Origin of the sequence: Streptomyces sp. NPDC051913, assembly GCF_044593635.1 — a bacterium.
GTDB lineage: Bacteria > Actinomycetota > Actinomycetes > Streptomycetales > Streptomycetaceae > Streptomyces.
This window is the reverse complement of sequence record NZ_JBIUCI010000009.1, coordinates 179,872-201,149: the sequence shown is the minus strand read 5'-3', so window position 1 is coordinate 201,149 and position 21,278 is coordinate 179,872. Positions and strand designations below refer to the sequence as shown.

General features: G+C 70.8%; 21 protein-coding genes and 1 pseudogene. 15 read left to right on the top strand and 7 right to left on the bottom strand.

The genetic code is table 11. The annotated features are described in order from the left end of the window. Both ACIHIX_RS27340 and ACIHIX_RS27335 read left to right on the top strand, forming a co-directional pair. Positions 1-1,215, top strand: a complete 1,215-nt coding sequence (locus ACIHIX_RS27340) for a cytochrome P450 (protein WP_399960551.1) — start codon at positions 1-3, stop codon at positions 1,213-1,215. Beyond that, positions 1,212-1,733 (top strand): cupin domain-containing protein, encoded by a 522-nt coding sequence (locus ACIHIX_RS27335; protein ID WP_399960550.1) that lies wholly within the window; start codon positions 1,212-1,214, stop codon positions 1,731-1,733. Before ACIHIX_RS27340 ends, ACIHIX_RS27335 begins: the two co-directional genes overlap by 4 nt. On the opposite strand, the gene ACIHIX_RS27330 is transcribed toward ACIHIX_RS27335, so the two are convergent. After that, positions 1,730-2,959, bottom strand: coding sequence for an acyl-CoA dehydrogenase family protein (locus ACIHIX_RS27330; protein WP_399960548.1), 1,230 nt, complete (start codon positions 2,957-2,959; stop codon positions 1,730-1,732). The genes ACIHIX_RS27335 and ACIHIX_RS27330 overlap by 4 nt on opposite strands. Before the next feature lie 172 nt (positions 2,960-3,131). Between ACIHIX_RS27330 and ACIHIX_RS27325 the strand changes: the two genes are divergently transcribed. Beyond that, positions 3,132-3,776, top strand: coding sequence for a TetR family transcriptional regulator (locus ACIHIX_RS27325; protein WP_399960546.1), 645 nt, complete (start codon positions 3,132-3,134; stop codon positions 3,774-3,776). Positions 3,777-3,831: 55 nt separating this feature from the next. Here the strand turns inward: ACIHIX_RS27325 and def are convergent, their stop codons facing one another. Beyond that, a complete protein-coding gene (def, locus tag ACIHIX_RS27320) occupies positions 3,832-4,386 on the bottom strand; it encodes a peptide deformylase (protein WP_399960544.1) in 555 nt (184 codons plus the stop codon). A gap of 105 nt (positions 4,387-4,491) precedes the next feature. Here def and ACIHIX_RS27315 point away from each other — a divergent pair, with 105 nt between their 5' ends. The 5 genes and pseudogenes from ACIHIX_RS27315 to ACIHIX_RS27295 all read left to right on the top strand — a co-directional run. After that, positions 4,492-5,730: a MurT ligase domain-containing protein gene (locus ACIHIX_RS27315; RefSeq protein ID WP_329341794.1), complete on the top strand. Its 1,239-nt coding sequence runs from the start codon at positions 4,492-4,494 to the stop codon at positions 5,728-5,730. A 17-nt stretch (positions 5,731-5,747) separates the two neighbouring features. After that, positions 5,748-6,476, top strand: a complete 729-nt coding sequence (locus ACIHIX_RS27310; RefSeq protein ID WP_079309501.1) for a type 1 glutamine amidotransferase — start codon at positions 5,748-5,750, stop codon at positions 6,474-6,476. A gap of 202 nt (positions 6,477-6,678) precedes the next feature. Then, positions 6,679-7,704 (top strand): 6-phosphofructokinase, encoded by a 1,026-nt coding sequence (locus tag ACIHIX_RS27305; RefSeq protein WP_399960541.1) that lies wholly within the window; start codon positions 6,679-6,681, stop codon positions 7,702-7,704. A gap of 174 nt (positions 7,705-7,878) precedes the next feature. Beyond that, positions 7,879-8,829, top strand: coding sequence for a cytochrome c oxidase assembly protein (locus tag ACIHIX_RS27300; protein WP_399960539.1), 951 nt, complete (start codon positions 7,879-7,881; stop codon positions 8,827-8,829). A gap of 68 nt (positions 8,830-8,897) precedes the next feature. Further along, positions 8,898-9,779 (top strand): annotated as a pseudogene (locus ACIHIX_RS27295) (DUF6777 domain-containing protein); the annotation flags it as partial. 203 nt (positions 9,780-9,982) lie between these two features. On the opposite strand, the gene ACIHIX_RS27290 reads toward ACIHIX_RS27295, so the two are convergent. Beyond that, positions 9,983-10,240: a hypothetical protein gene (locus tag ACIHIX_RS27290; protein WP_399960869.1), complete on the bottom strand. Its 258-nt coding sequence runs from the start codon at positions 10,238-10,240 to the stop codon at positions 9,983-9,985. A 32-nt stretch (positions 10,241-10,272) separates the two neighbouring features. On the opposite strand from ACIHIX_RS27290, the gene ACIHIX_RS27285 reads away from it, so the two are divergent. Next, positions 10,273-12,120 (top strand): protein kinase, encoded by a 1,848-nt coding sequence (locus ACIHIX_RS27285; protein ID WP_399960537.1) that lies wholly within the window; start codon positions 10,273-10,275, stop codon positions 12,118-12,120. A 22-nt stretch (positions 12,121-12,142) separates the two neighbouring features. Then, positions 12,143-12,313: a hypothetical protein gene (locus tag ACIHIX_RS27280; protein ID WP_399960536.1), complete on the top strand. Its 171-nt coding sequence runs from the start codon at positions 12,143-12,145 to the stop codon at positions 12,311-12,313. Between the two features lie 7 nt (positions 12,314-12,320). Here the strand turns inward: ACIHIX_RS27280 and ACIHIX_RS27275 are convergent, their stop codons facing one another. Genes ACIHIX_RS27275 through ACIHIX_RS27260 form a run of 4 tightly spaced genes read right to left on the bottom strand, consistent with a single transcriptional unit; the run spans position 12,321 to position 16,359 of the window. Further along, positions 12,321-13,502: a sensor histidine kinase gene (locus ACIHIX_RS27275; RefSeq protein ID WP_399960534.1), complete on the bottom strand. Its 1,182-nt coding sequence runs from the start codon at positions 13,500-13,502 to the stop codon at positions 12,321-12,323. Next, positions 13,499-15,211, bottom strand: a complete 1,713-nt coding sequence (locus ACIHIX_RS27270) for a cation acetate symporter (RefSeq protein ID WP_399960532.1) — start codon at positions 15,209-15,211, stop codon at positions 13,499-13,501. The genes ACIHIX_RS27275 and ACIHIX_RS27270 overlap by 4 nt, the downstream gene beginning before the upstream one ends. A 13-nt stretch (positions 15,212-15,224) precedes the next feature. Beyond that, positions 15,225-15,587: a hypothetical protein gene (locus tag ACIHIX_RS27265; RefSeq protein WP_399960530.1), complete on the bottom strand. Its 363-nt coding sequence runs from the start codon at positions 15,585-15,587 to the stop codon at positions 15,225-15,227. 1 nt (position 15,588) lies between these two features. Next, positions 15,589-16,359, bottom strand: a complete 771-nt coding sequence (locus tag ACIHIX_RS27260; protein ID WP_399960528.1) for a LytR/AlgR family response regulator transcription factor — start codon at positions 16,357-16,359, stop codon at positions 15,589-15,591. 89 nt (positions 16,360-16,448) lie between these two features. On the opposite strand from ACIHIX_RS27260, the gene ACIHIX_RS27255 reads away from it, so the two are divergent. From ACIHIX_RS27255 to ACIHIX_RS27235, 5 genes are all read left to right on the top strand, one after another. After that, positions 16,449-16,946, top strand: coding sequence for an Lrp/AsnC family transcriptional regulator (locus ACIHIX_RS27255; RefSeq protein WP_399960526.1), 498 nt, complete (start codon positions 16,449-16,451; stop codon positions 16,944-16,946). A 154-nt stretch (positions 16,947-17,100) separates the two neighbouring features. Further along, on the top strand, positions 17,101-17,925 hold the full coding sequence (gene ddaH / locus ACIHIX_RS27250) for a dimethylargininase (RefSeq protein ID WP_399960524.1): 825 nt from the start codon (positions 17,101-17,103) through the stop codon (positions 17,923-17,925). Further along, positions 17,922-19,157, top strand: a complete 1,236-nt coding sequence (gene rocD, locus ACIHIX_RS27245; RefSeq protein WP_399960522.1) for an ornithine--oxo-acid transaminase — start codon at positions 17,922-17,924, stop codon at positions 19,155-19,157. The genes ddaH and rocD overlap by 4 nt, the downstream gene beginning before the upstream one ends. A gap of 272 nt (positions 19,158-19,429) precedes the next feature. Continuing rightward, complete coding sequence (locus ACIHIX_RS27240; RefSeq protein WP_399960520.1) at positions 19,430-20,161, top strand: lysophospholipid acyltransferase family protein; 732 nt, start codon at positions 19,430-19,432, stop codon at positions 20,159-20,161. 84 nt (positions 20,162-20,245) lie between these two features. Beyond that, complete coding sequence (locus tag ACIHIX_RS27235) at positions 20,246-21,262, top strand: NAD-dependent epimerase/dehydratase family protein (RefSeq protein WP_399960845.1); 1,017 nt, start codon at positions 20,246-20,248, stop codon at positions 21,260-21,262. The last annotated feature ends 16 nt before the right edge of the window (positions 21,263-21,278 follow it).

Genomic DNA, 21,278 nt, shown 5'->3' with positions numbered 1-21,278 from the left:
ATGAGTGAAGAGACGATCACCGAGATCCTGCCCCCGATCCGGCACTGGCCGGCCCTCGACCTGAGCGGGACGGACTTCGACCCGGTCCTCACCGAGCTGATGCGCGAGGGCCCGGTCACCCGGATCCAGCTGCCCAACGGCGAGGGCTGGGCCTGGCTCGTCACCCGGTACGACGACGTACGGATGGTGACCAACGACCCCAGGTTCGGCCGGGAGGCGGTCATGGACCAGCCGGTCACCCGGCTCGCCCCGCACTTCATCCCGGAGCGGGGTGCCGTGGGCTTCCTGGACCCGCCGGACCACACCCGGCTGCGCCGCACGGTGGCCGCCGCGCTGACCTCCAAGGGCGTGGAGCGGGTACGGGAGAAGTCCCGCCGGATGCTGGACGAGCTGGTCGACGAGCTGCTCCAGGACGGCCCGCCCGCCGATCTCACCGCCACCGTGCTGAGCCCCTTCCCCATCGCGGTGATCTGCGAGCTGATGGGGGTCCCGGCGGCCGACCGGCAGGTCATGCACACCTGGACCCAGCTGATCCTGTCGTCCTCGCACGGCAAGGAGGTCAGTGAGAAGGCCAAGCAGGAGATGGGCGCCTACTTCGGCGATCTCATCGGGCTGCGGGAGGGCGGTACGGGCGAGGACGTCACGTCACTGCTCGGCGCCGCGGTGGGCCGGGACGAGGTGACCCTGGAGGAGGCCGTGGGGCTCGCCGTCCTGCTCCAGATCGGCGGCGAGGCGGTGACGAACAACAGCGGCCAGATGTTCTATCTGCTGCTGACCCGTCCGGACCTGGCCGACCGGCTGCGCACGGAACCGTCGATCCGCCCGCAGGCCATCGACGAGCTGCTGCGCTACATCCCGCACCGCAACGCGGTGGGCCTGTCCCGGATCGCCCTGGAGGACGTGGGCATCAGAGGCGTACGCATCCGGGCCGGCGACCCGGTCTATGTGTCGTATCTGGCCGCCAACCGCGACCCGGACGTCTTCCCGTTCCCGGAGACGATCGACTTCACCCGCAGCCCCAACCCGCACGTCTCCTTCGGCTTCGGCCCGCACTACTGCCCGGGCGGCATGCTGGCCAGGCTGGAGTCGGAGCTCCTGGTGGACGCGCTCCTGGACCGGCTGCCCGATCTGAGGCTGGCGGTCCCCGCGGATCAAGTGCCCTTCAGGAAGGGTGCGTTGATCCGTGGTCCCGAGGCGCTGCCGGTGACGTGGTGACGGCTCAGGAAGGTCTGCTGGTCCCGCCGGGGCACGGCCGGGTCGTCCAGACCCCCGCCCAGCACGTCACCTTCAAGGTGACCGGGACACACTCGCGCATGGCGTCCACCTTCGAGGTGATCGTCCCGCCCGGCTTCGACGTGGGCGCCCATGTGCACACCCGCAGCGAGGAGTTGTTCTACGTCCTTGAGGGCGAGCTGGACGTGCTGGCCTTCGAGCCCCGGGTACGAACCCCGGACAACTGGCAGCGCTGGGAGTCGAGTTCGGGCAACCGGGTGGTACGGGCGACACCGGGCACGGTGATCGTCGTACCCCCGGGCTGCCCGCACGCGTTCGCCAACCCGACGGACTCCCCCGCGAAGATGTTCTTCCAGGCGAGTCCGCCGCCGGACCACGAGCGGTACTTCGAGGAGCTGCTGGAGATCCTGGGCGACGGGGGCCCGCCGGACCACACGGCCATCGAGGAGCTGCGGGCCCGGTACGACATCGAGCAGCTCACACCGCTCCGGCACCGTTAGCGGATCGGCATCCCCGAGAGGGTGCGGGCGATCACCAGGCGCTGGATCTCGCTCGTACCTTCGAAGATCGTGTAGATCGCCGCGTCACGGTGCATCCGCTCCACCGGGTACTCGCGGGTGTAGCCGTTGCCGCCGAGGATCTGGACCGCCTGGGCGGTGACCTTCTTCGCCGTCTCGCTCGCGAACAGCTTCGACATCGAGCCCTCGGCGGCGGTGAACTGCTTGCCGTTGATCGCCATCCACGAGGCGCGCCAGACCAGGAGACGGGCGGCGTCGATGGACGTCCGCATGTCGGCGAGCTGGAAGGCGACGCCCTGGTTGTCGATGATCGGGCGGCCGAACTGTTCACGGGTCTTGGCGTAGTCGAGGGCGACCTCGTAGGCGGCCCGGGCGGTACCGACCGCCATCGCGCCGACGGCCGGGCGGGAGGCCTCGAACGTGGCCATCGCCGCGTTCTTCACGCGCTCGCCGCCGCCCGCCTTCGCCCGCTCCCTGGCCCGGGCGAGGCGCTCGTCGAGCTTCTCCTTGCCGCCGAGGAGGCAGGAGCCGGGGACGCGCACGTTCTCCAGGACGACCTCGGCGGTGTGCGAGGCGCGGATGCCGTGCTTCTTGAACTTCTGGCCCTGGGACAGGCCGGGCGTGTTCGGCGGGATGATGAAGGACGCGTGGCCCTTGGAGCCCAGCTCGGCGTCGACGACCGCGACGACGACATGGACGTTGGCGATGCCGCCGTTGGTCGCCCAGGTCTTCGTGCCGTTCAGCACCCACTCGTCCTTGGCCTCGTCGTACACCGCGCGGGTGCGCATCGAGGCCACGTCGGAGCCGGCGTCGGGCTCGGAGGAGCAGAACGCCGCGACCTTGACGTCGTTGGCGTCGCCGTACATCTGCGGGATCCAGGTGCCGATCTGCTCCTCGGTGCCGTTGGCGAGGACGCCGACAGCGGCCAGGCCGGTACCGACGATCGACAGCGCGATGCCCGCGTCGCCCCAGAACAGCTCCTCCATCGCCATGGGGATGCCGAGACCGGTGGAGTCGAAGTACTGCTGGGCGTAGAAGTCGAGCGAGTAGATGCCGACCTTGGCGGCCTCTTGGATGACCGGCCAGGGAGTCTCCTCACGCTCGTCCCATTCGGCGGCCGCGGGGCGGATCACATCGGCCGCGAAGCCGTGCAGCCAGTCCCGGACCTCCTTCTGTTCGTCGTTGAGCTCCATGGTGAACTCGGCCATGTCCCCTCCAGCGGCGGCGCAAATGCATGTTACTAGCGGTAACCCGAGTCTGTTACCGACCGGTAGGAAAAGTCAACTCCTGATGACCCCTCGGCAGCCCGTTCGATGCATGGTGCATGGTGGGTGTTAGTTTGCGCAGGCGTCACCGAATCAGCACGGGTGGGGAGAGCTCATGGACACCACGCAGCGGACCGATCAGCAGCGGTCCGCCGACCGCCGTCGGCGCGAGCTGCTGGAGGCCGCGGACAGGGTGGTCCTGCGTGACGGACCCCACGCCTCCATGAACGCGATCGCCGCGGAAGCGGGCATCACCAAGCCGATCCTCTACCGTCACTTCGGTGACAAGGGGGGACTTTACGCGGCGTTGGCCACACGGCATACCGATGCGCTGCTGGATTCTCTGCGGGCCGCGCTGGACGCGCCCGCGGATCGGCGGGAGCGGGTCGCGGCCACGCTCGACACGTACCTCGCGGCGATCGAGGCGCGGCCTCAGGTGTACCGGTTCCTGATGCATCCCGCGGAGGGAGGCCAGGTCGGGGACCAGGGGTTCGACGTCGGGAAGCACTCCGCTCCACTGCTGCGGCGGATGGGCGAGGAGTTGGCCCAGGTCATCGAGGACCGGCTGGACCTGGGGCCCGGGGGGCAGCAGCTGGCTCGGGTGTGGGGGCATGGGATCGTCGGGATGATGCACGCCGCGGGTGACTGGTGGCTGGGGGAACGGCCATGTTCCCGGGCCGAGTTGGTGCAGAGTCTGACCGACCTGTTGTGGGGGCGTCTCGCCGCGGCGGGCGACAAGGTGGGGGGTCCGGGCTTCTGAGGGTTGTATGTCGGCTGCCGGCCGGTGGGGGCTGGTCGCACAGTTCCCCGCGCCCCTAGGGACGCCGCGCTGCCCGGCCCCAAGAAGTGCGGCTCACCTGTCGCCTCAACTTGCTGTGACGCCAACCCGTCAGGCGGTCCGCATAGACCTTGCCGTCCACGTGGTCGCACTCGTGCTGCAAGCACCTCGCGAACCACCCGGTGCCATGCACCGTCACCGGCTCGCCCGTCATCGTGAAACCCTCCACCACCGCGTGGTCGTAGCGCTCCGTTCCCGCCTCCAAGCCGGGCAGGGACAGGCAGCCCTCCGGGCCTCGCAGGACCACTCCGTCGGCCTCCACCAGCCTCGGGTTCACCACATGGCCGAGGTGCCGGACGTCCTCGTCGTCCGGGCAGTCGTACACGAACACCCGCAGCGACTCCCCCACCTGGTTCGCGGCGAGGCCCACGCCCTGGGCCGCGTACATCGTCGCGAACAAGTCCTCCACGAGCGTCGCCAGTTCCGGGCCGAAGTCCGTGACGTCCTCGCACGGGGCGTGCAGAACGGGGTCACCGAGCAGCGTGAGGGGCCGGACACGGCCACGGGTGCCCGGAATGGAGCTGTTTCGCATGGCCGCAAGGGTACGGCGATTCGGGACTGCGAATGGATCTCGATAGGCTGACCACCACCACGTTGCCGTCAGGCGCGGCGCGTACGCAAGGAGGATCGAGAACTGATGGCAGGCAACTCGGACCCGCTCACGCCGCGGGCCAAGATCGCCGTGACCGCGGGCAAGGCGGTCGCGGCGGCGTCGCGCGCCGCAGGGCGCGGCAGCGGTTCGGTGATCGGCGGCCGGGTGGCACTCAAGCTCGACCCCGACCTCCTCGCCCGGCTCGCCCAGAACCTGGACGTGGTTCTGGTGTCGGCCACCAACGGCAAGACCACGACCACGCGACTCATCGCGGAGGCGCTGCGCGCCGCCGGTCCCGTCGTCTCCAACGCGCTCGGCGCCAACATGCCCGCCGGCATCACCTCGGCGCTGGCCGGCAGCTCGGAGGCGCGCTACGGCGTGATCGAGGTCGACGAGAAGTACCTCGCCGGCGTCGCCCGGGACACCGACCCCAAGTGCATCGCGCTGCTCAACCTCTCCCGCGACCAGCTCGACCGGGCCGCCGAGACCCGGATGCTCGCCGAGAACTGGCGTGAGGGGCTCGCGGGCAGCAAGGCCGTCATCATCGCCAACGCCGACGACCCGCTGGTCGTGTGGGCCGCCTCCTCCTCCCCCAACGTCGTCTGGGTCGCCGCCGGGCAGATGTGGAAGGACGACGCCTGGTCCTGCCCGTCCTGCGGCGGTGTGATGCAGCGGCCGGGCGACGACTGGTTCTGCGGGGAGTGCGGGTTCCGGCGGCCGACGCCGAGCTGGGCGCTGTCCGGGGACCACGTGCTGGACCCGCACGGTTCGGCCTGGCCCATCCATCTGCAGCTCCCGGGCCGTGCCAACAAGGCCAACGCCGCCTCCTCGGCCGCCGTCGCCGCCGTGTTCGGCGTACCGCCGCAGGTGGCGCTGGAGCGCATGTACCAGGTGCAGGCCGTGGCCGGGCGCTACGACGTCGTGCAGTTCCAGCAGCGCGACCTGCGGCTGCTGCTCGCGAAGAACCCGGCGGGCTGGCTCGAGACGTTCAGCCTTATCGATCCGCCACCCACCCCGGTGATCCTCTCCGTGAACGCGCGCGGCGCCGACGGCACCGACACCTCGTGGCTGTGGGACGTCGACTACACGCGGCTGACCGGCCACCCGATCTGTGTCGTCGGCGACCGCAAGCTCGACCTCGCGGTACGCCTGGAGGTCGCGAACCAGCACTTCCAGGTCTGCGAGAACCTCGACCAGGCCGTGCAGCTGTGCCCGCCGGGCCGCATCGAGGTCATCGCGAACTACACCGCCTTCCAGGACCTGCGCCGCCGCGTCGGCAACTGACACTTCAGGGGACTTTTGTGAGCGACAACCAGCTGCGGGTCGTCTGGATCTATCCCGACCTGCTCAGCACCTACGGCGACCAGGGCAACGTCCTGGTCGTGGAGCGCCGGGCGCGGCAGCGGGGCCTCGACGTGGCCCGGCTCGACGTGCGCAGCGACCAGCCGATCCCGACCTCCGGGGACATCTACCTCATCGGCGGCGGCGAGGACCGTCCGCAGCGGCTCGCGGCCGAGCGGCTGCGCCGGGACGGCGGACTGCACCGGGCCGTGGAGAACGGCGCGATCGTGTTCTCGGTGTGTGCCGGGTACCAGATCCTCGGGCACGAGTTCATCAACGACCTCGGCCAGCGTGAGCCCGGTCTCGGGCTGCTCGATGTCGTGTCCGTGCGCGGTGAGGGTGCGCGGTGCGTCGGTGACGTCCTCGCCGACATCGACCCGCGCCTCGGGCTGCCCCCGCTGACCGGCTTCGAGAACCACCAGGGCGTCACGCACCTCGGCCCCACCGCCCGCCCGCTCGCCAACGTCCGCCTGGGCAACGGCAACGGCACGGGCGACGGCACGGAGGGCGCGTACAACGACACCGTCTTCGGTACCTACATGCACGGTCCCGTCCTGGCGCGAAACCCCCTCATCGCCGACCTCCTGCTGAAGCTGGCGCTCGACGTGAACGCGCTGCCGCCGACCGACGACCGCTGGTACGAGGCGCTTCGCAACGAGCGCATCGCGGCGGCGCAGCAGCCGGCGTAGAGCCTGCTTGAGCTGGGAGTTCATCTGCGCTCCAGCCGCGTTTTACCAGCCCGTCTGACGATGTGTCCGCACACCTGAGCGGGGTCGTCCAGCAGGCGGACGCACGGTAGGGCCCCGCCCCCTCCTGCCGCTAGGGTGGCGGGGATCGAGCCGGACAGCGTGGTCCGGTCCCCGGCCCACGTTGAGAAGGTTGTTTCGGGCTATGCGCATAGGTGTCCTCACGTCCGGCGGCGACTGCCCCGGCCTGAACGCCGTCATCCGGTCCGTCGTGCACCGTGCCGTCGCCGACCACGGCGACGAGGTCATCGGCTTCCGGGACGGCTGGAAGGGCCTCCTGGAGTGCGACTACCTCAAGCTCGACCTCGACGCGGTGGGCGGCATCCTCGCCCGCGGCGGCACCATCCTCGGCTCCTCCCGGGTCCAGCCCTCCCATCTGCGTGACGGGGTGGAGCGGGCCAGGGGCCATGTCGCCGAGCTCGGCCTCGACGCGATCATCCCGATCGGCGGCGAGGGCACGCTGAAGGCGGCCCGGCTGATGTCCGACGCCGGTCTGCCGATCGTCGGCGTGCCGAAGACCATCGACAACGACATCGCGGTCACGGATGTCACCTTCGGCTTCGACACGGCCGTGGGCGTGGCCACGGAGGCCCTGGACCGGCTCAAGACCACCGCCGAGTCGCATCAGCGCGTGCTCGTCGTCGAGGTCATGGGGCGGCACACCGGCTGGATCGCGCTGCACTCCGGCATGGCGGCCGGCGCGCACGCCATCGTCGTACCGGAACGGCCCTTCGACATCGAGGAGTTGGCGCGACGGGTCGGCGAGCGGTTCCAGGCGGGCAAGCGGTTCGCGATCGTCGTCGCCGCGGAGGGGGCGAAGCCGGCCGCCGGGACCATGGAGTTCGACGAGGGCGGCAAGGACGTCTACGGGCACGAGCGCTTCGCCGGGATCGCGCGGCAGCTGTCCATCGAGCTGGAGCAGCGGCTGGGGAAGGAAGCGCGGCCGGTGATCCTGGGGCATGTGCAGCGCGGCGGGACGCCTACGGCGTATGACCGGGTGCTGGCCACCCGTTTCGGATGGCATGCGGTGGAGGCCGTGCACCGTGGTGAGTTCGGGCACATGACGGCGCTGCGGGGGACGGACATCGTGATGGTGCCGTTGGCTGAGGCGGTGGAGACGTTGAAGACGGTTCCTGCGGAGCGGTACGAAGAGGCTGAGTGCGTTCTCTGAGTTTCGCCGTGGGCCTGCGGGAGGGTTGCAGGCTGCGGGCTCGTTGTGGCTGGTCGCGCAGTTCCCCGCGCCCCTAGGGCGTTGACTGCCCCCGGTGTCATCAGGCGCCGGGGGCGGTTCTAGTCTGTGAGGCGGACACTTCGCACAACCCCCCACGAATCAGGAGCCGCCGCAATGGATCACAGCGGGCACGGCATGACCATGGATCTGCCGCCGTTCACGCTGGGGCGGGGGCTTCAGTGGTCGGCCGATCCGTTCTTCCTCGTCGCCTGTGTGGTGGGGCTGGGACTGTACGCGTACGGGGTCGTGCGGCTGCGGCGGCGTGGGGACGCCTGGTCGGCGGGGCGGACCGTCTCGTTCGCCGTCGGGGTGCTGACGATCATGCTCGTGATGTGCACCAGGCTGAACGACTACGGCATGGTGATGTTCAGCGTGCACATGGTGCAGCACATGGTCATCAGCATGCTGTCGCCGATCCTGATCCTGCTCGGCGCTCCGGTGACGCTGGCCCTGCGGGTGCTGCCCGCCGCCGGCCGGGGGCGGAAGGGGCCGCGCGAGTTGCTGCTGGCGCTGCTGCACAGCCGGTACATGCGGATCATCACGCATCCGGCGTTCACCATCCCGCTGTTCATCGCGAGCCTGTACGCGCTCTACTTCACGCCGATCTTCGACTTCCTGATGGGGTCGAGGACCGGTCACCTCGCGATGATGGTGCACTTCCTCGCGGTGGGTGTGGTGTTCTTCTGGCCGATCATCGGCGTCGACCCGGGGCCGCACCGGCCCGGCTATCTGATGCGGATGCTGGAGCTGTTCGCGGGCATGCCGTTCCACGCGTTCTTCGGTATCGCGTTGATGATGGCGTCCACCCCGATGGTCGAGACGTTCAAGAACCCGCCCGCCTCGCTCGGTATCGACGCGCTCTCCGACCAGAACGCCGCGGGCGGTATCGCCTGGGCGTTCAGTGAGATCCCGTCCGTGCTGGTGCTGCTGGCGCTGCTGTTCCAGTGGTACGGCTCGGAACAGCGGCAGGCCAGGCGGAAGGACCGGGCCGCCGACCGGGACGGCGACAAGGAACTCGAGGCATACAACGCCTATTTGGCCTCATTGAACGCACGTGGGCGCTGAAAGGCTTTTTGGGGCCGGGGCGTTCAGTAGCATGAAGCGCGTTGGGGAAACCGCCAGGGGGAGCGGTGATGACATTTCGCGCATTTATGCAGAGGCTCGCGACAAAGACTGCGTGTCTGCTGGTTCTCGTTCTCGCGGTGAGTGGATGCGACAGAGACACGCCCCTGCTGGCGGTGAAGGCGGTCGCGGCCGGTGTGCCCTCGCTGGCGCCGTTCTTCGACGAGGGCAGTGACCTGGGCCGGGATCAGCCGGTGACGTCGCAGCCCGTTCGAGGAAGTCTCCAGCAGGGCGACACCCCTGGTCTGTACGGGGGTTCAAAGCAACCGACGATCTGCGATGTCGACAAGCTCGAGAAATTCCTCACCGATCCCATGAACGACCAGAAAGCACAGGCGTGGGCACGCGCCCTGGGAATCACCACCGCCGAGATACCGGAATATCTGGATCGGCTCACTCCTGTTCTGCTGCGTCACGACACGCTCGTGCAGAATCACGACTACAAAAAGGGAAAGGCCGTTCCCTACGACTCGCTGTTGCAGGCCGGAATCGCGATTCTCGTCGATCGGCAGGGTCAGCCGGCCGCGAAGTGCAGCTGTGGAAATCCACTGCGTCCCTTCGCGGGTGACACGAGCCGTATCTCGGTCGAGTTCGGGGACGGGAACAAGGAGTGGAAGGGATACGACCGCTCCTCGGTCGTGGCCGTGCGGCCCGCGTCCCGTCCGCTGGAGAAGATCGCCCTGGTCGACGTGGCGGACCCCGATCGCGGGATCAGCCGACCGGTCGGCACGACGGGCGCGAAGGACGACATTTTCGACACCCGCAGGACGGAGGCCGTACCCCGGCTGACGGGGAAGACCTTCGGCGAGGCCCGTCGGGCGCTGGCCGACAAGGGGCTCGCGACCGGGTACGACACCGGGTCGGCGCCCGCCGACGGCGCACGGGTCACCGCGACCGATCCGCCGGCCGGGACCGAGCTGCGGTTCGGGCAGTACGTGACGGTGAGCGTGGCGGAGGGATCGTCGTCCGGGGGCGGTCTCACCTCTCCCCCGCCCGCGGAGCCCCCGCCCCCGGCGCCCTCTACGTCCGGACCCTCGAAGCCCGGACCGTCGACGTCGGGACCGTCCACGCCGGGTACCTCGCCGCCGCCCGCCAGTCACTCGGCGGGCACCCCGCCCGGCCCGTCCGCGTCTCCCTCGCCGTCGCCCCCGACCTCACCACCGCCCTCCTCACCGACCCCGGTGACGAGCGCCCCGCCTGCCGTGAGCAGCTCGCCCCCGCTGACGACGACGAGCGCGCCGCCACCGTCCTCGCCGCCGGTGACCACGAGCGCACCGCCACCGGTGACGACGACCGGCGCGCCGCCGCCCAGCAGTGAGTCCGCGCCCGAGGAGCCCACCGCGAGCGTCGCCACGTAGCGGCTCCGCAGAACCCGGGAGTCACCGGATGCCTTCAGGACCATCGACATCGGGAGTGGGCCGGGTCATCGCCGGCCGCTATCTGCTGCTGCACCAGCTGGGCAGCGGCGGGATGGGCCATGTGTGGCTCGCCCACGACCAGAGACTCGCCTGCGAGGTCGCGCTCAAGGAGATCGTCTTCCGTGACCCGTCCGAGGCCGGTCACGAGCGGGAGGCCCGGGTCGCCCGGGCCCGTGCGGAGGCCCGGCACGCGGCCGGGCTGCGCGGTCATCCGCATGTGGTGACCGTGCACGACGTGCTGGAGCACGACGGGCTCCCCTGGATCGTCATGGAGTACGTGCCCGGCGCCGTCGACCTGCGTGAGCTGATCGCCCGGCGCGGCCCGCTGGCGCCCGCGGAGTCCGCGCGGATCGGCCTCGCCGTCCTCGACGCGCTGACCGCGGGGCACGAGCGGGGGATCATGCACCGGGACGTGAAGCCGGCGAACATCCTGCTCGCGCCGGACCGCACCGGGGCACCGTACGGGCGCGTCCTACTCACCGACTACGGCATCTCCGTGCAGCCGGACGCCGGGGAGACGCGGTACACGCTGACGTCCGTGCTGGTCGGTACGGCGGGCTATCTGGCGCCGGAACGGGCCACCGGCGGGTCGCCCACCGCGGCCGCCGACCTGTTCTCACTGGGGTGCACGCTCTACCACGCGGTGGAGGGCTGCGGGCCCTTCGCCCGCGAGTCGCACTTCGCGGAGATCAGCGCGGTGGTGACGGAGGAGCCGCGGTCACCGGTGCGCGCCGGCGCCCTGGCCCCCGTACTGGAGGCGATGCTGGTCAAGGATCCGGGGCTGCGGATCTCCGCCGCGCAGGCGGAGGCGGCGCTGTCGCAGATCGTCGCGTCACAGGCGGACCCGTACGCGCGGACCCGGACCGACCTGGGCTCGCAGCCGCAGTGGGCGCAGCCGGGACCGGTCGCGCCGGTGCCGCAGCCCGTACCGGAGGGGTTCGGGCCGCTGGTCACCAGCGGTGGCGGGAGTCGGCGCCGTACCCGTCCGCGGGCCCTGCACTCCGCCCTCGCCGGGCTGCTGGGCCTGGTTCTCGCCGGGGGCGGGGTCTGGTACGCCGTGGCGCAGCAGCCGCCCGGGGAGGGCGGGGGTGGCGGCAGCGGGAACGCCGCGCCGTACGGGACGGACGTCGGGCTCGGCAAGGCGCTGCGGGACGGTGACTGTGTGACCGTGGACTGGCCGGGCGGGGCGCCCTTCACGGGTACGCCCCGGTTGGCCCTGGACGCGGCGTGCGGTGGTCCGCCGGACGGGCAGGTGATGGCCTTCGTCCCCGCCGCGTCCGCGGCCGAGGCGCGGGAGCAGGGGCCGGCACGCTGTGCGGAGCTGACCCAGGAGATCCGCGAGAAGCTCGCCGATGTGCGCGGCCTGGCCCTCGTACCGACCGCGGCGGGCTTCACCACCGCCGGACGGCGCACGGCCTGTCTGGTGGTGGGCGCGCACGGGCCGGTGTACGGGCCGCTCGGCGGGCATCGCGAGCCGGGGACGAAGTTCCTCGACGTCTCCTCGATGCAGAAGCGGGACTGTCTGGACGTGCGGTCCAACCGGGACGCGCGGCTGGTGTCCTGCGCGGCACCGCACGACGAGGAGGTGCTCGGATTCACCCGATTGGGCGAGGACGTGACGCTGGACGAGGCGCGCGCCGAGGCGGCGGACCTGGCCTGCGGTCGGGAGGTGGCGCCGGGTGACTACGGCTTCGATCCGTCGGTGTACCGGGCGGGGTCCTGGACGAGCGAGGGCCCGTGGAAGGCCGGAACTCATTTCGTCGTCTGCACCGTCAGGAAGCAGAACGGGGGCACCATGGAGGATGACGCATCATGAGGATCCCGAGGAGGGTGTTGCGATGCCCGGTTCCACGGACGGCTCGACCAGGACGATGGGGGTGCTCACCCTCGGCGGACTCGTCGTGGTGACCGCCTACACGGTGGCGCTCGGCAGCAACGGCTGGCTGTGGTTCGGCTGGGTCGTGCTGGGCCTGATCACCCTCGGGATGGTCGTCACGCGGAGCACCTGAGTCCGCACTAGTGCACGCCCGGCTGGTATTTCGGCAGCCGGGCGGTGATGCGCATGCCGGCGCCCACGGCGGTCTCGATGACGAGGCCGTAGTCGTCGCCGTACACCTGGCGCAGCCGGTCGTCGACGTTGGACAGCCCGATGCCGCCCGACGGGCTGACCTCGCCGGCGAGGATGCGGCGCAGCACGGCGGGGTCCATGCCCGCGCCGTCGTCCTCGATGACGACGAGGGCTTCGGCGCCCGCGTCCTGTGCCGTGATCTGGATGTGGCAGGTGTCGGGCTTGCCTTCCAGGCCGTGTTTGACGGCGTTCTCGACGAGCGGCTGGAGGCACAGGAAGGGCAGGGTGACCGGCAGCACCTCGGGGGCGATCTGCAGGGTGACGGAGAGGCGGTCGCCGAAGCGGGCCCGTACGAGCGCCAAGTAGTGGTCGATGGCGTGGAGTTCGTCGGCGAGGGTGGTGAAGTCGCCGTGCCGGCGGAAGCTGTAGCGGGTGAAGTCGGCGAACTCCAGGAGCAGTTCACGGGCGCGCTCGGGGTCGGTTCGGACGAACGACGCGATCACCGCGAGCGAGTTGAAGATGAAGTGCGGGGAGATCTGGGCGCGCAGGGCCTTGATCTCGGCCTCGATGAGCCGGGTGCGGGACTGGTCGAGGTCGGCCAGTTCCAGCTGGACGGAGACCCAGCGGGCGACCTCTCCGGCGGCCCGCACGAGTACGGCGGACTCGCGGGGCGCACAGGCCACCAGGGCGCCGTGCACCCGGTCGTCGACGGTGAGCGGGGCGACCACGGCCCAGCTGACCGTGCAGTCGAGGGCGTCGCAGGTCAGCGGGAAGGCCTCGCCGCGGCCGGTCTCCAGGGGGCCGGCGAGGCGTTTCATGATCTCGTCGCGGTGATGGCCGCCGACGCCGTCCCAGACGAGGACCCGCTTCTGGTCGGTCAGGCACAGCGCGTCCGTGCCGAGCAACGTCCGTAGCCTGCGGGCCGACTTGCGGGCCGTCTCCTCGGTCAGGCCCGCGCGGAGCGGGGGCGCGGCGAGGGACGCGGTGTGCAGGGTCTCGAAGGTGGCGTGCTCGACGGGGGTGCCGAGGCCGCCGAGGTTCTCGGGGCGTGCGGTGCGGCGGCCGAGCCAGAAGCCCGCGGCGAGGAGGGGGAGGATCGCCACGCACAGCCCGGCGAGGAATCCGCTCATGCCTTCACCTCCGCCCGCAGCTCCTCCGGCAGATGGAACCGCGCCAGGATCGCCCCCGTACCGGCCGGGACCCTGCCCGGGGTCGCCAGGGACACCAGCACCATGGTGAGGAACCCCAGCGGCACCGACCAGAGAGCCGGCCAGGCGAGCACGGCGTGCAGCGCGCCGGAGCCGGGGAAACCGGCCATGGTCGCCGCCACCGCCACCAGCGCGGAGCCGCCGCCCACCAGCATCCCGGCGGCGGCGCCCGGTGGGGTGAGCCGGCGCCACCAGATGCCGAGGACGAGCAGCGGGCAGAAGGAGGACGCGGACACGGCGAAGGCGAGGCCGACCGCGTCGGCGACCGGCAGCCCGCCGACCAGGGCGCTGGCGGCCAGCGGTACGGCCATGGCGATGACCGTGCCCAGCCGGAAGTGCCGTACGCCGCGTGACGGAAGCACGTCCTGGGTGAGCACGCCCGCCACGGCCATGGTCAGCCCGGAGGCGGTGGAGAGGAACGCGGCGAACGCGCCCCCGGCGACCAGCGCGCCGAGCAGGTCGCCGCCGAGGCCGCCGATCACCCGGTCGGGCAGCAGCAGGACGGCGGCGTCCGCGTCTGAGGTGAGGGTGAGTTCGGGGGCGTAGAGGCGGCCGAGGGCGCCGTAGACGGGGGGCAGCAGATAGAAGGCGCCGATCAGGCCGAGGACGGCGACGGTGGTGCGGCGGGCGGCGACGCCGTGCGGGCTGGTGTAGAAGCGGACGACGACGTGCGGCAGGCCCATCGTGCCGAGGAAGGTCGCGAGGATCAGTCCGTATGTGGCGTACAGGGGGCGTTCGCCGCGGCTCTCGGCCTGCGAGGGCGACAGACCGGCGTCGCTGCGCCGGTCGGCCTTGGGGACGGGGGCCCCGGCGGCGAAGGTGAGCCGGGTGCCGGCGTCGATGTGGTGGGTGCCGGCCCGGAGGCGGAGCGGGGTGTCCTCGTGGGTGCGGCCGTCCACCGTGCCGTCGACGGTGACCGTGAGCGGGCGGTCCAGTTTCAGGTCGAGGCCCTCGTCGACACGGACGACGCGCTGTTCGCGGAAGGTGGCCGGTTCCTCGAAGGCGTGGCTGGGGGCGCCGTCGCCCTGCCAGGCGAGGATCAGGAAGAGGGCGGGGACGAGGAGGGCGGTGAGCTTGAGCCAGTACTGGAAGGCCTGCACGAAGGTGATGCTGCGCATGCCGCCGGCGGCGACGGTCGCGACGACCACGACGGCGACGATGACGCCGCCCAGCGAGTCGGGCGCCCCGGTGAGGACCTGCAAGGTCAGTCCGGCGCCCTGGAGTTGGGGCAGCAGATACAGCCAGCCGACGCCGACGACGAACGCCCCGGCGAGCCGTCGTACCGCCTGGGAGGCGAGCCGGGCCTCGGCGAAGTCCGGGAGCGTGTAAGCCCCGGAGCGGCGCAGCGGGGCGGCCACGAAGAGCAAAAGGACGAGGTATCCGGCGGTGTAGCCGACCGGGTACCAGAGCATGTCGGGGCCTTGGACCAGGACGAGGCCCGCGATGCCGAGGAAGGAGGCCGCGGAGAGGTACTCGCCGCTTATGGCCGCCGCGTTCAGGCGGGGGCCCACGGTGCGGGAGGCGACGTAGAAGTCGGAGGTGGTGCGGGAGATGCGCAGGCCGAAGGCGCCGACGAGGACGGTGGCGACGACGACGAGGGCGACGGCGGGGACGGCGTAGCTGGAGTTCATCGGATCGGGTGGCTCAGCGGTCTTCCACGAGGCGGACGAAGTCGCGCTCGTTGCGTTCCGCCCGCCGCACGTACCAGCGTGCGAGCAGCACCAGCGGGGCGTAGACGCCGAAGCCGAGGACCGCCCATTCCACGCGTCGGGCGTCGGGCATCGCGGCGAACAGCAGCGGAAGCGGGCCGATGAGGAGGCCGAGGACGGCCAACACGGTGAGACCGGCGCGCAGTTGGCTGCGCATGAGGGAACGGACGTAGGTATCACCGAGGGTGGTCTGTTCGTCGATCTCGGTGCGGGGGCGGTAGTAGCCGGAGGCGCGGCGGGTGCGGCGGGGTGGTCCGGTGACGACGACGCGGCGTTCGACGGGGTCCTGGTGCGGCATGTCAGGACCTCCGCATCAGCAGGTCGCGCAGTTCGCGGGTGTGGCGCCGGCTGACCTGGAGTTCCTCGGTGCCGACCAGGACGCTGACCGTGCCGGCGTCGAGCCGGAGTTCGCCGATGTGGCGCAGGGCGACCAGATGGCGGCGGTGGATGCGGACGAAGCCGCGGGAGCGCCAGCGCTCCTCCAGGGTGGACACGGGGATGCGGACGAGATGGCTGCCCTTGGTGGTGTGCAGCCGGGCGTAGTCCCCTTGCGCCTCGACATGGGTGATGTCCTCGACGGAGACGAAGCGGGTCACGCCGCCGAGTTCGACGGGTATGTGGTCGGGGTCGGGTTCGTGCACGGGGATGCGGGGCGCGGGGTCGCCGGGTTCTGCGGGGCGTCGTACGAGTTCGGCGGCGCGGCGAACGGCCTCGGCGAGGCGCTCCTTGCGGACGGGCTTGAGGACGTAGTCGACGGCCTTGAGGTCGAAGGCCTGGACGGCGAAGTCCTCGTGGGCGGTGACGAACACGACCAGCGGGGGTTTGGCGAAGCCGGTGAGCAGCCGGGCCAGGTCCAGGCCGTCGAGGCCGGGCATGTTGATGTCGAGGAAGACGACGTCGATCGCCTCCGGGCCGTGCGGCCCCGACTCCAGCGCGCGGTTGATGCGGCGCAGCGCCTCGGTCGCGTCGCCCGCGCCCTCCGCGCTGCCGATCCGGGGGTCGGCGTTGAGGAGGTAGAGCAGTTCCTCCAGCGAGGGGCGTTCGTCGTCGACAGCCAGGGCGCGCAGCATGAACCCGGAGTGTAGGAGCAATCCGTACGTCTGCACACGTGCCGAGGCATGGACGTTCCCGCTGGGTTTCCGCTGGATACAGTGCCGACATGCACAGCGCGCCCGCACCGTTCGACGAGCTCGACCGGAAGATCATCACCGCTCTGATGGCGAACGCCAGGACGAGCTTCGCCGAGATCGGCTCGACCGTGGGGCTGTCGTCCACGGCGGTCAAGCGACGGGTGGACCGGCTGCGGGAGACCGGGGTGATCACCGGGTTCACGGCCACGGTGGAGCCGTCGGCGCTGGGCTGGCGTACGGAGGCTTATGTCGAGGTGTACTGCGAGGGCGCGGCCCCGCCGAGGCGGCTCGCGGAGGTGGTGCGCAACCATCCGGAGATCACGGCGGCGATGACGGTGACCGGCGCCGCGGACGCGTTGCTGCATGTGCGGGCGCGGGACGTGGAGCACTTCGAGGAGGTGCTGGAGCGGATCCGGGTGGAGCCGTTCATCCGCAAGACGATCAGTGTGATGGTGCTGTCCCATCTGCTCCCGGAGAGCCCCGAGGCGGGCGCGACCCAGCCCGCACCCGCGGCATCGCCCGAATAAACATCCGAGTACGCAGTGAACCTGCGTGCCCATGGCTGAAGACGCAGCATTCCTGCGCAGACACGCAATTCTCGTTGCTTGTCGGGTGTGACCGTCACTTCCTACCTTGGTGTCAACCCCAAGTCGACACCGCAGGAAGCGGAGGAACCCCTCTGTGTCCGAGTCCCGTGTGCCGCGCCGACGGCGATTCCTCGTCTGCGAACCCAGACATTTCGGCGTGCAGTACGCGATCAATCCCTGGATGCAACCCGACGTCCGCGTCGACGCGGACCTGGCCCGGACGCAGTGGCATGCGCTGATCGGCGCCTACCGGGCCCATGGCCACACCGTGGACTCCGTGGAGCCGGCCCCCGGTCTCCCGGACATGGTGTTCGCGGCGAACTCGGCGGTCGTGGTGGACGGCCGTGTCTTCGGCTCCCTCTTCCACGCGCCCGAGCGGCGCCCCGAGTCCTCGTTGTACGACACGTGGTTCAAGACGGCGGGCTTCGCCGTCCACCGCCCCGAGTCGGTCTGCGAGGGCGAGGGCGACCTGGTCTGGACGGGCCGGTACGTCCTGGCCGGTACCGGTTTCCGTACCACCCGGGAGGCGCACCGCGAGGTGCAGGAGTTCTTCGGGCACCCGGTGATCAGCCTGACGCTGGTGGACCCGCGCTTCTACCACCTGGACACGGCGCTGTTCGTCCTGGACGACTCCGCCGACGGCAACAACATCTCCTACTACCCGGAGGCGTTCTCGCCGGGCAGCCGGGAGGTGCTGGCGCGCCTGTACCCGAACGCGGTGCTCGCCACTCTGGACGACGCGCTGGCCTTCGGTCTGAACTCCGTGTCCGACGGCCGCAACGTCTTCATCGCGCCCCAGGCCGAGTCCCTGGCCTCCGCCCTCGCCGACCGCGGCTATGTCCCCGTGCCCGTCGATCTGTCCGAGTTCCGCAAGGCAGGCGGCGGCATCAAGTGCTGCACTCAGGAGATCCGCTCATGACAGCGCCCACCCGAGTACCCGTGACCACGCGCTCGTCCGCCGACCTGATCCGCGCCGAGGAACCGGTCCTGGCGCACAACTACCACCCCCTTCCGGTGGTCGTCGCCCACGCCGAGGGCGCCTGGGTCGAGGACGTGGAGGGGCGCCGCTACCTGGACATGCTGGCCGGCTACTCGGCCCTCAACTTCGGCCACCGCCACCCGGCACTGATCGAGGCGGCCCACCGCCAGCTCGACCGCCTCACCCTCACCTCCCGCGCCTTCCACAACGACAAGCTGGCCGAATTCGCCGAGCGCCTGGCCGAGTTGACCGGCCTGGACATGGTCCTGCCGATGAACACGGGCGCCGAGGCGGTCGAGTCCGGCATCAAGGTGGCCCGCAAATGGGCGTACGAGGTGAAGGGCGTCCCCGCCGATCAGGCGACGATCGTGGTCGCTGCGGAGAACTTCCACGGCCGTACGACGACGATCGTGTCGTTCTCCACGGACGAGACGGCACGGCAGGGCTTCGGCCCCTTCACCCCGGGCTTCCGGATCGTGCCGTACAACGACCTCGCGGCGCTGGAAGCGGCGATCGACGACACGACGGCGGCGGTGCTCCTGGAGCCGATCCAGGGCGAGGCGGGCGTGGTGATCCCCGACGACGGCTATCTCACGGGCGTCCGTGAGGTGACCCGCCGCAAGGGCTGTCTCTTCATCGCCGACGAGATCCAGTCGGGCCTCGGCCGCACGGGCCGCACGCTCGCCGTGGACCACGAGTCGGTCGTCCCGGACGTCCTGCTCCTGGGCAAGGCGCTGGGCGGCGGTATCGTCCCGGTCTCCGCGGTGGTGGCCCGCCGCGACGTCCTCGGCGTCCTGCGCCCCGGCGAGCACGGCTCGACGTTCGGTGGAAACCCGCTCGCGGCGGCGGTCGGCACGGCCGTGGTGGAACTTCTGGAGACGGGCGAATTCCAGCACCGCGCCATGGAGTTGGGCGCCCGGCTGCGGGACGGCCTGACGGCCCTCGTGGGCAAGGGCGTCCTCGGTTTCCGCTCCCGCGGCCTGTGGGCGGGCGTCGACATCGACCCGGCCTTCGGCACGGGCCGGGAGATCGGCGAACGGCTGCTGCGGGAAGGGGTGTTGGCGAAGGACACGCACGGCTCGACGATCCGCCTGGCACCGCCTCTGACCATCACGGGAGATGAACTCGCGGGGGCGTTGGGGGCGTTGGAGAGGGTGCTGACGCGGGACTGAACCACGGGTGCGGCTCTCCGGTTGCGGGGAGCCGCACCTCGTCCCGCACAAGGCCCCCGCGTCCGCCACTCATGCACGTGTTTCCGTCATCGTGGACTCGATCATGTTGCCGTCGAACCCTCACCCGCACCAGGCTGTCCCCCGCGGCCTTCCCCACCCGCGCCCCGTTCCGCGCGCTCCGGCATGCACTTACACTGGCACCCCCACGTCACGCCGGTTGACCTGCTGGAACGCGGCGGTTGAGCCGAATTGCCGGAGTGAGGAGCGTCCCCTTGTTCTACTACCTGCTCAAGTACGTGTTGCTGGGACCACTGTTGAGACTGGTCTTCCGGCCTCGGATCGAGGGTCTTGAGCATGTGCCGGCGAGTGGTGCGGCCATCGTCGCCGGGAATCATCTGTCCTTCTCGGACCACTTCCTGATGCCGGCGATCCTCAAGCGGCGCATCACGTTCCTGGCGAAGAAGGAGTACTTCACGGGGCCGGGTGTGAAGGGCCGGCTCACGGCGTTCTTCTTCCGCAGCGCCGGGCAGATCCCGGTCGACCGTACCGGCAAGGAGGCGGGGCAGGCCGCGATCCGTGAGGGGCTCGGGGTGCTCGCCAAGGACGAGCTGCTGGGGATCTATCCGGAGGGCACGAGGTCGCACGACGGGCGGCTCTACAAGGGCAAGGTCGGCGTCGCGGTGATGGCGCTGAAGGCCGGGGTGCCCGTCATCCCCTGCGCGATGATCGGCACCTTCGAGGCGCAGCCGCCCGGCAAGGTCATCCCCAACATCCACCCCGTCGTCATCCGCTTCGGCGAACCCCTCGACTTCTCCCGCTACGAAGGCATGGAGAACGAGAAGGCGATCCTGCGCGCCATCACCGACGAGATCATCTACGCCATCCTCAACCTCTCGGGGCAGGAGTACGTGGACGAGTACGCGGCCGTCGCCAAGGCGCAGGAGGCCGAGGCCAAGGCCAAGGCGGAGAAGGAGCGGCGGTTCCCGCGCATGCCCCTGGGGTGAGTCCGGCGCCGGCTCTGCTCTCGGCAGAGATCCTCACGCGGGTCGGCCCGGCCGTCGTAGCGTCGCCGTATGACACGACGTGCTGTGGTGATCGGGGCGACCGGGCAGATCGGCCGGGTGGCGGTGGGTGCGCTGGCGCGGGACGGATGGGAGGTCACCGCCCTGTCGCGGGGTGGCGGCCGTGACGACGGCTGGCCCGAGGGGGTGCGGGTCGTGCGGGGCGACCGGGAGGACGACGCCGTGCTCGCCGGTGCGGTCGGCGACGGATGTGATGTGGTCGTCGACGTGGTCGCCTACGGAGGCGGTCACGCACGGCAGTTGGTGTCCCTCGCCGACCGGATCGGGTCCGCCGTCGTCATCTCCAGTGTGTCGGTGTACGAGGACGACAAGGGGCGGAACTTCGACACCCAGGAAGAGCCGGACGGATTTCCCGAGTACCCCGTGCCGATGACCGAGCGGCAGCGGACGGTCCAGGCCGGCGACACCTCGTACAGCACACGCAAGGTCGTCCTCGAACGAGAACTGCTGGCCGCCGGTGAGCGGTTGCCGACGACGCTGTTGCGGGCCGGGGCCGTGCACGGGGCGTACTGCCGGACGCCGCGCGAGCTGTACTTCGTCAAGCGCAACCTCGACGGGCGGACCCGGCGGGTCCTCGCGTACCGCGGGGAGAGCCGGTTCCATCCCGCGAGTGTGCACAACGTCGCCGAGTTGATCCGGCTGGCCGCCGGCCGGCCGGGCAGCCGTGTCCTCAACGCGGTCGACCCGGACGCGCCGACGGTGGCGGAGATCGCGCGGGCCGTCGACGCCGTGATGGGCGTGACGGGACGGGAGGACGTGCTCGTGGACGGGCCGCCGCCCGCGCCCACCGTCGGGGACACCCCGTGGTCCGTGCCCGTGCCGGTCGTGTGCGACATGTCCGCCGCCGAGCGGGAGTTGGGGTATCGGGCGGTCGTCCGGTACGCGGACCGGCTGGCCGAGACCGTCGCCTCGATCGAGGCGGAGCTGGCCGGGCGGGACTGGCGGGAGGCGTACCCGAAGATGCTCCAGGCCTACGGCGACCTCTTCGACTACGCGGCGGAGGACACCTGGCTGACGGCATGACGAAGGGGCGGCCCGA

What these genes read in the sequence shown, in the direction of transcription:
- ACIHIX_RS27270 (WP_399960532.1), bottom strand. Translation starts at nt 15,211, where the DNA reads ATGAACTCCAGCTACGCCGTCCCCGCCGTCGCCCTCGTCGTCGTCGCC.
- ACIHIX_RS27305 (WP_399960541.1), top strand. Translation starts at nt 6,679, where the DNA reads ATGCGCATAGGTGTCCTCACGTCCGGCGGCGACTGCCCCGGCCTGAAC.
- ACIHIX_RS27275 (WP_399960534.1), bottom strand. Translation starts at nt 13,502, where the DNA reads ATGAGCGGATTCCTCGCCGGGCTGTGCGTGGCGATCCTCCCCCTCCTC.
- ACIHIX_RS27265 (WP_399960530.1), bottom strand. Translation starts at nt 15,587, where the DNA reads ATGCCGCACCAGGACCCCGTCGAACGCCGCGTCGTCGTCACCGGACCA.
- rocD (WP_399960522.1), top strand. Translation starts at nt 17,922, where the DNA reads ATGACAGCGCCCACCCGAGTACCCGTGACCACGCGCTCGTCCGCCGAC.
- ACIHIX_RS27315 (WP_329341794.1), top strand. Translation starts at nt 4,492, where the DNA reads ATGGCAGGCAACTCGGACCCGCTCACGCCGCGGGCCAAGATCGCCGTG.
- ACIHIX_RS27280 (WP_399960536.1), top strand. Translation starts at nt 12,143, where the DNA reads ATGCCCGGTTCCACGGACGGCTCGACCAGGACGATGGGGGTGCTCACC.
- ACIHIX_RS27325 (WP_399960546.1), top strand. Translation starts at nt 3,132, where the DNA reads ATGGACACCACGCAGCGGACCGATCAGCAGCGGTCCGCCGACCGCCGT.
- ACIHIX_RS27300 (WP_399960539.1), top strand. Translation starts at nt 7,879, where the DNA reads ATGGATCACAGCGGGCACGGCATGACCATGGATCTGCCGCCGTTCACG.
- ACIHIX_RS27330 (WP_399960548.1), bottom strand. Translation starts at nt 2,959, where the DNA reads ATGGCCGAGTTCACCATGGAGCTCAACGACGAACAGAAGGAGGTCCGG.
- ACIHIX_RS27340 (WP_399960551.1), top strand. Translation starts at nt 1, where the DNA reads ATGAGTGAAGAGACGATCACCGAGATCCTGCCCCCGATCCGGCACTGG.
- def (WP_399960544.1), bottom strand. Translation starts at nt 4,386, where the DNA reads ATGCGAAACAGCTCCATTCCGGGCACCCGTGGCCGTGTCCGGCCCCTC.
- ACIHIX_RS27255 (WP_399960526.1), top strand. Translation starts at nt 16,449, where the DNA reads ATGCACAGCGCGCCCGCACCGTTCGACGAGCTCGACCGGAAGATCATC.
- ACIHIX_RS27285 (WP_399960537.1), top strand. Translation starts at nt 10,273, where the DNA reads ATGCCTTCAGGACCATCGACATCGGGAGTGGGCCGGGTCATCGCCGGC.
- ACIHIX_RS27260 (WP_399960528.1), bottom strand. Translation starts at nt 16,359, where the DNA reads ATGCTGCGCGCCCTGGCTGTCGACGACGAACGCCCCTCGCTGGAGGAA.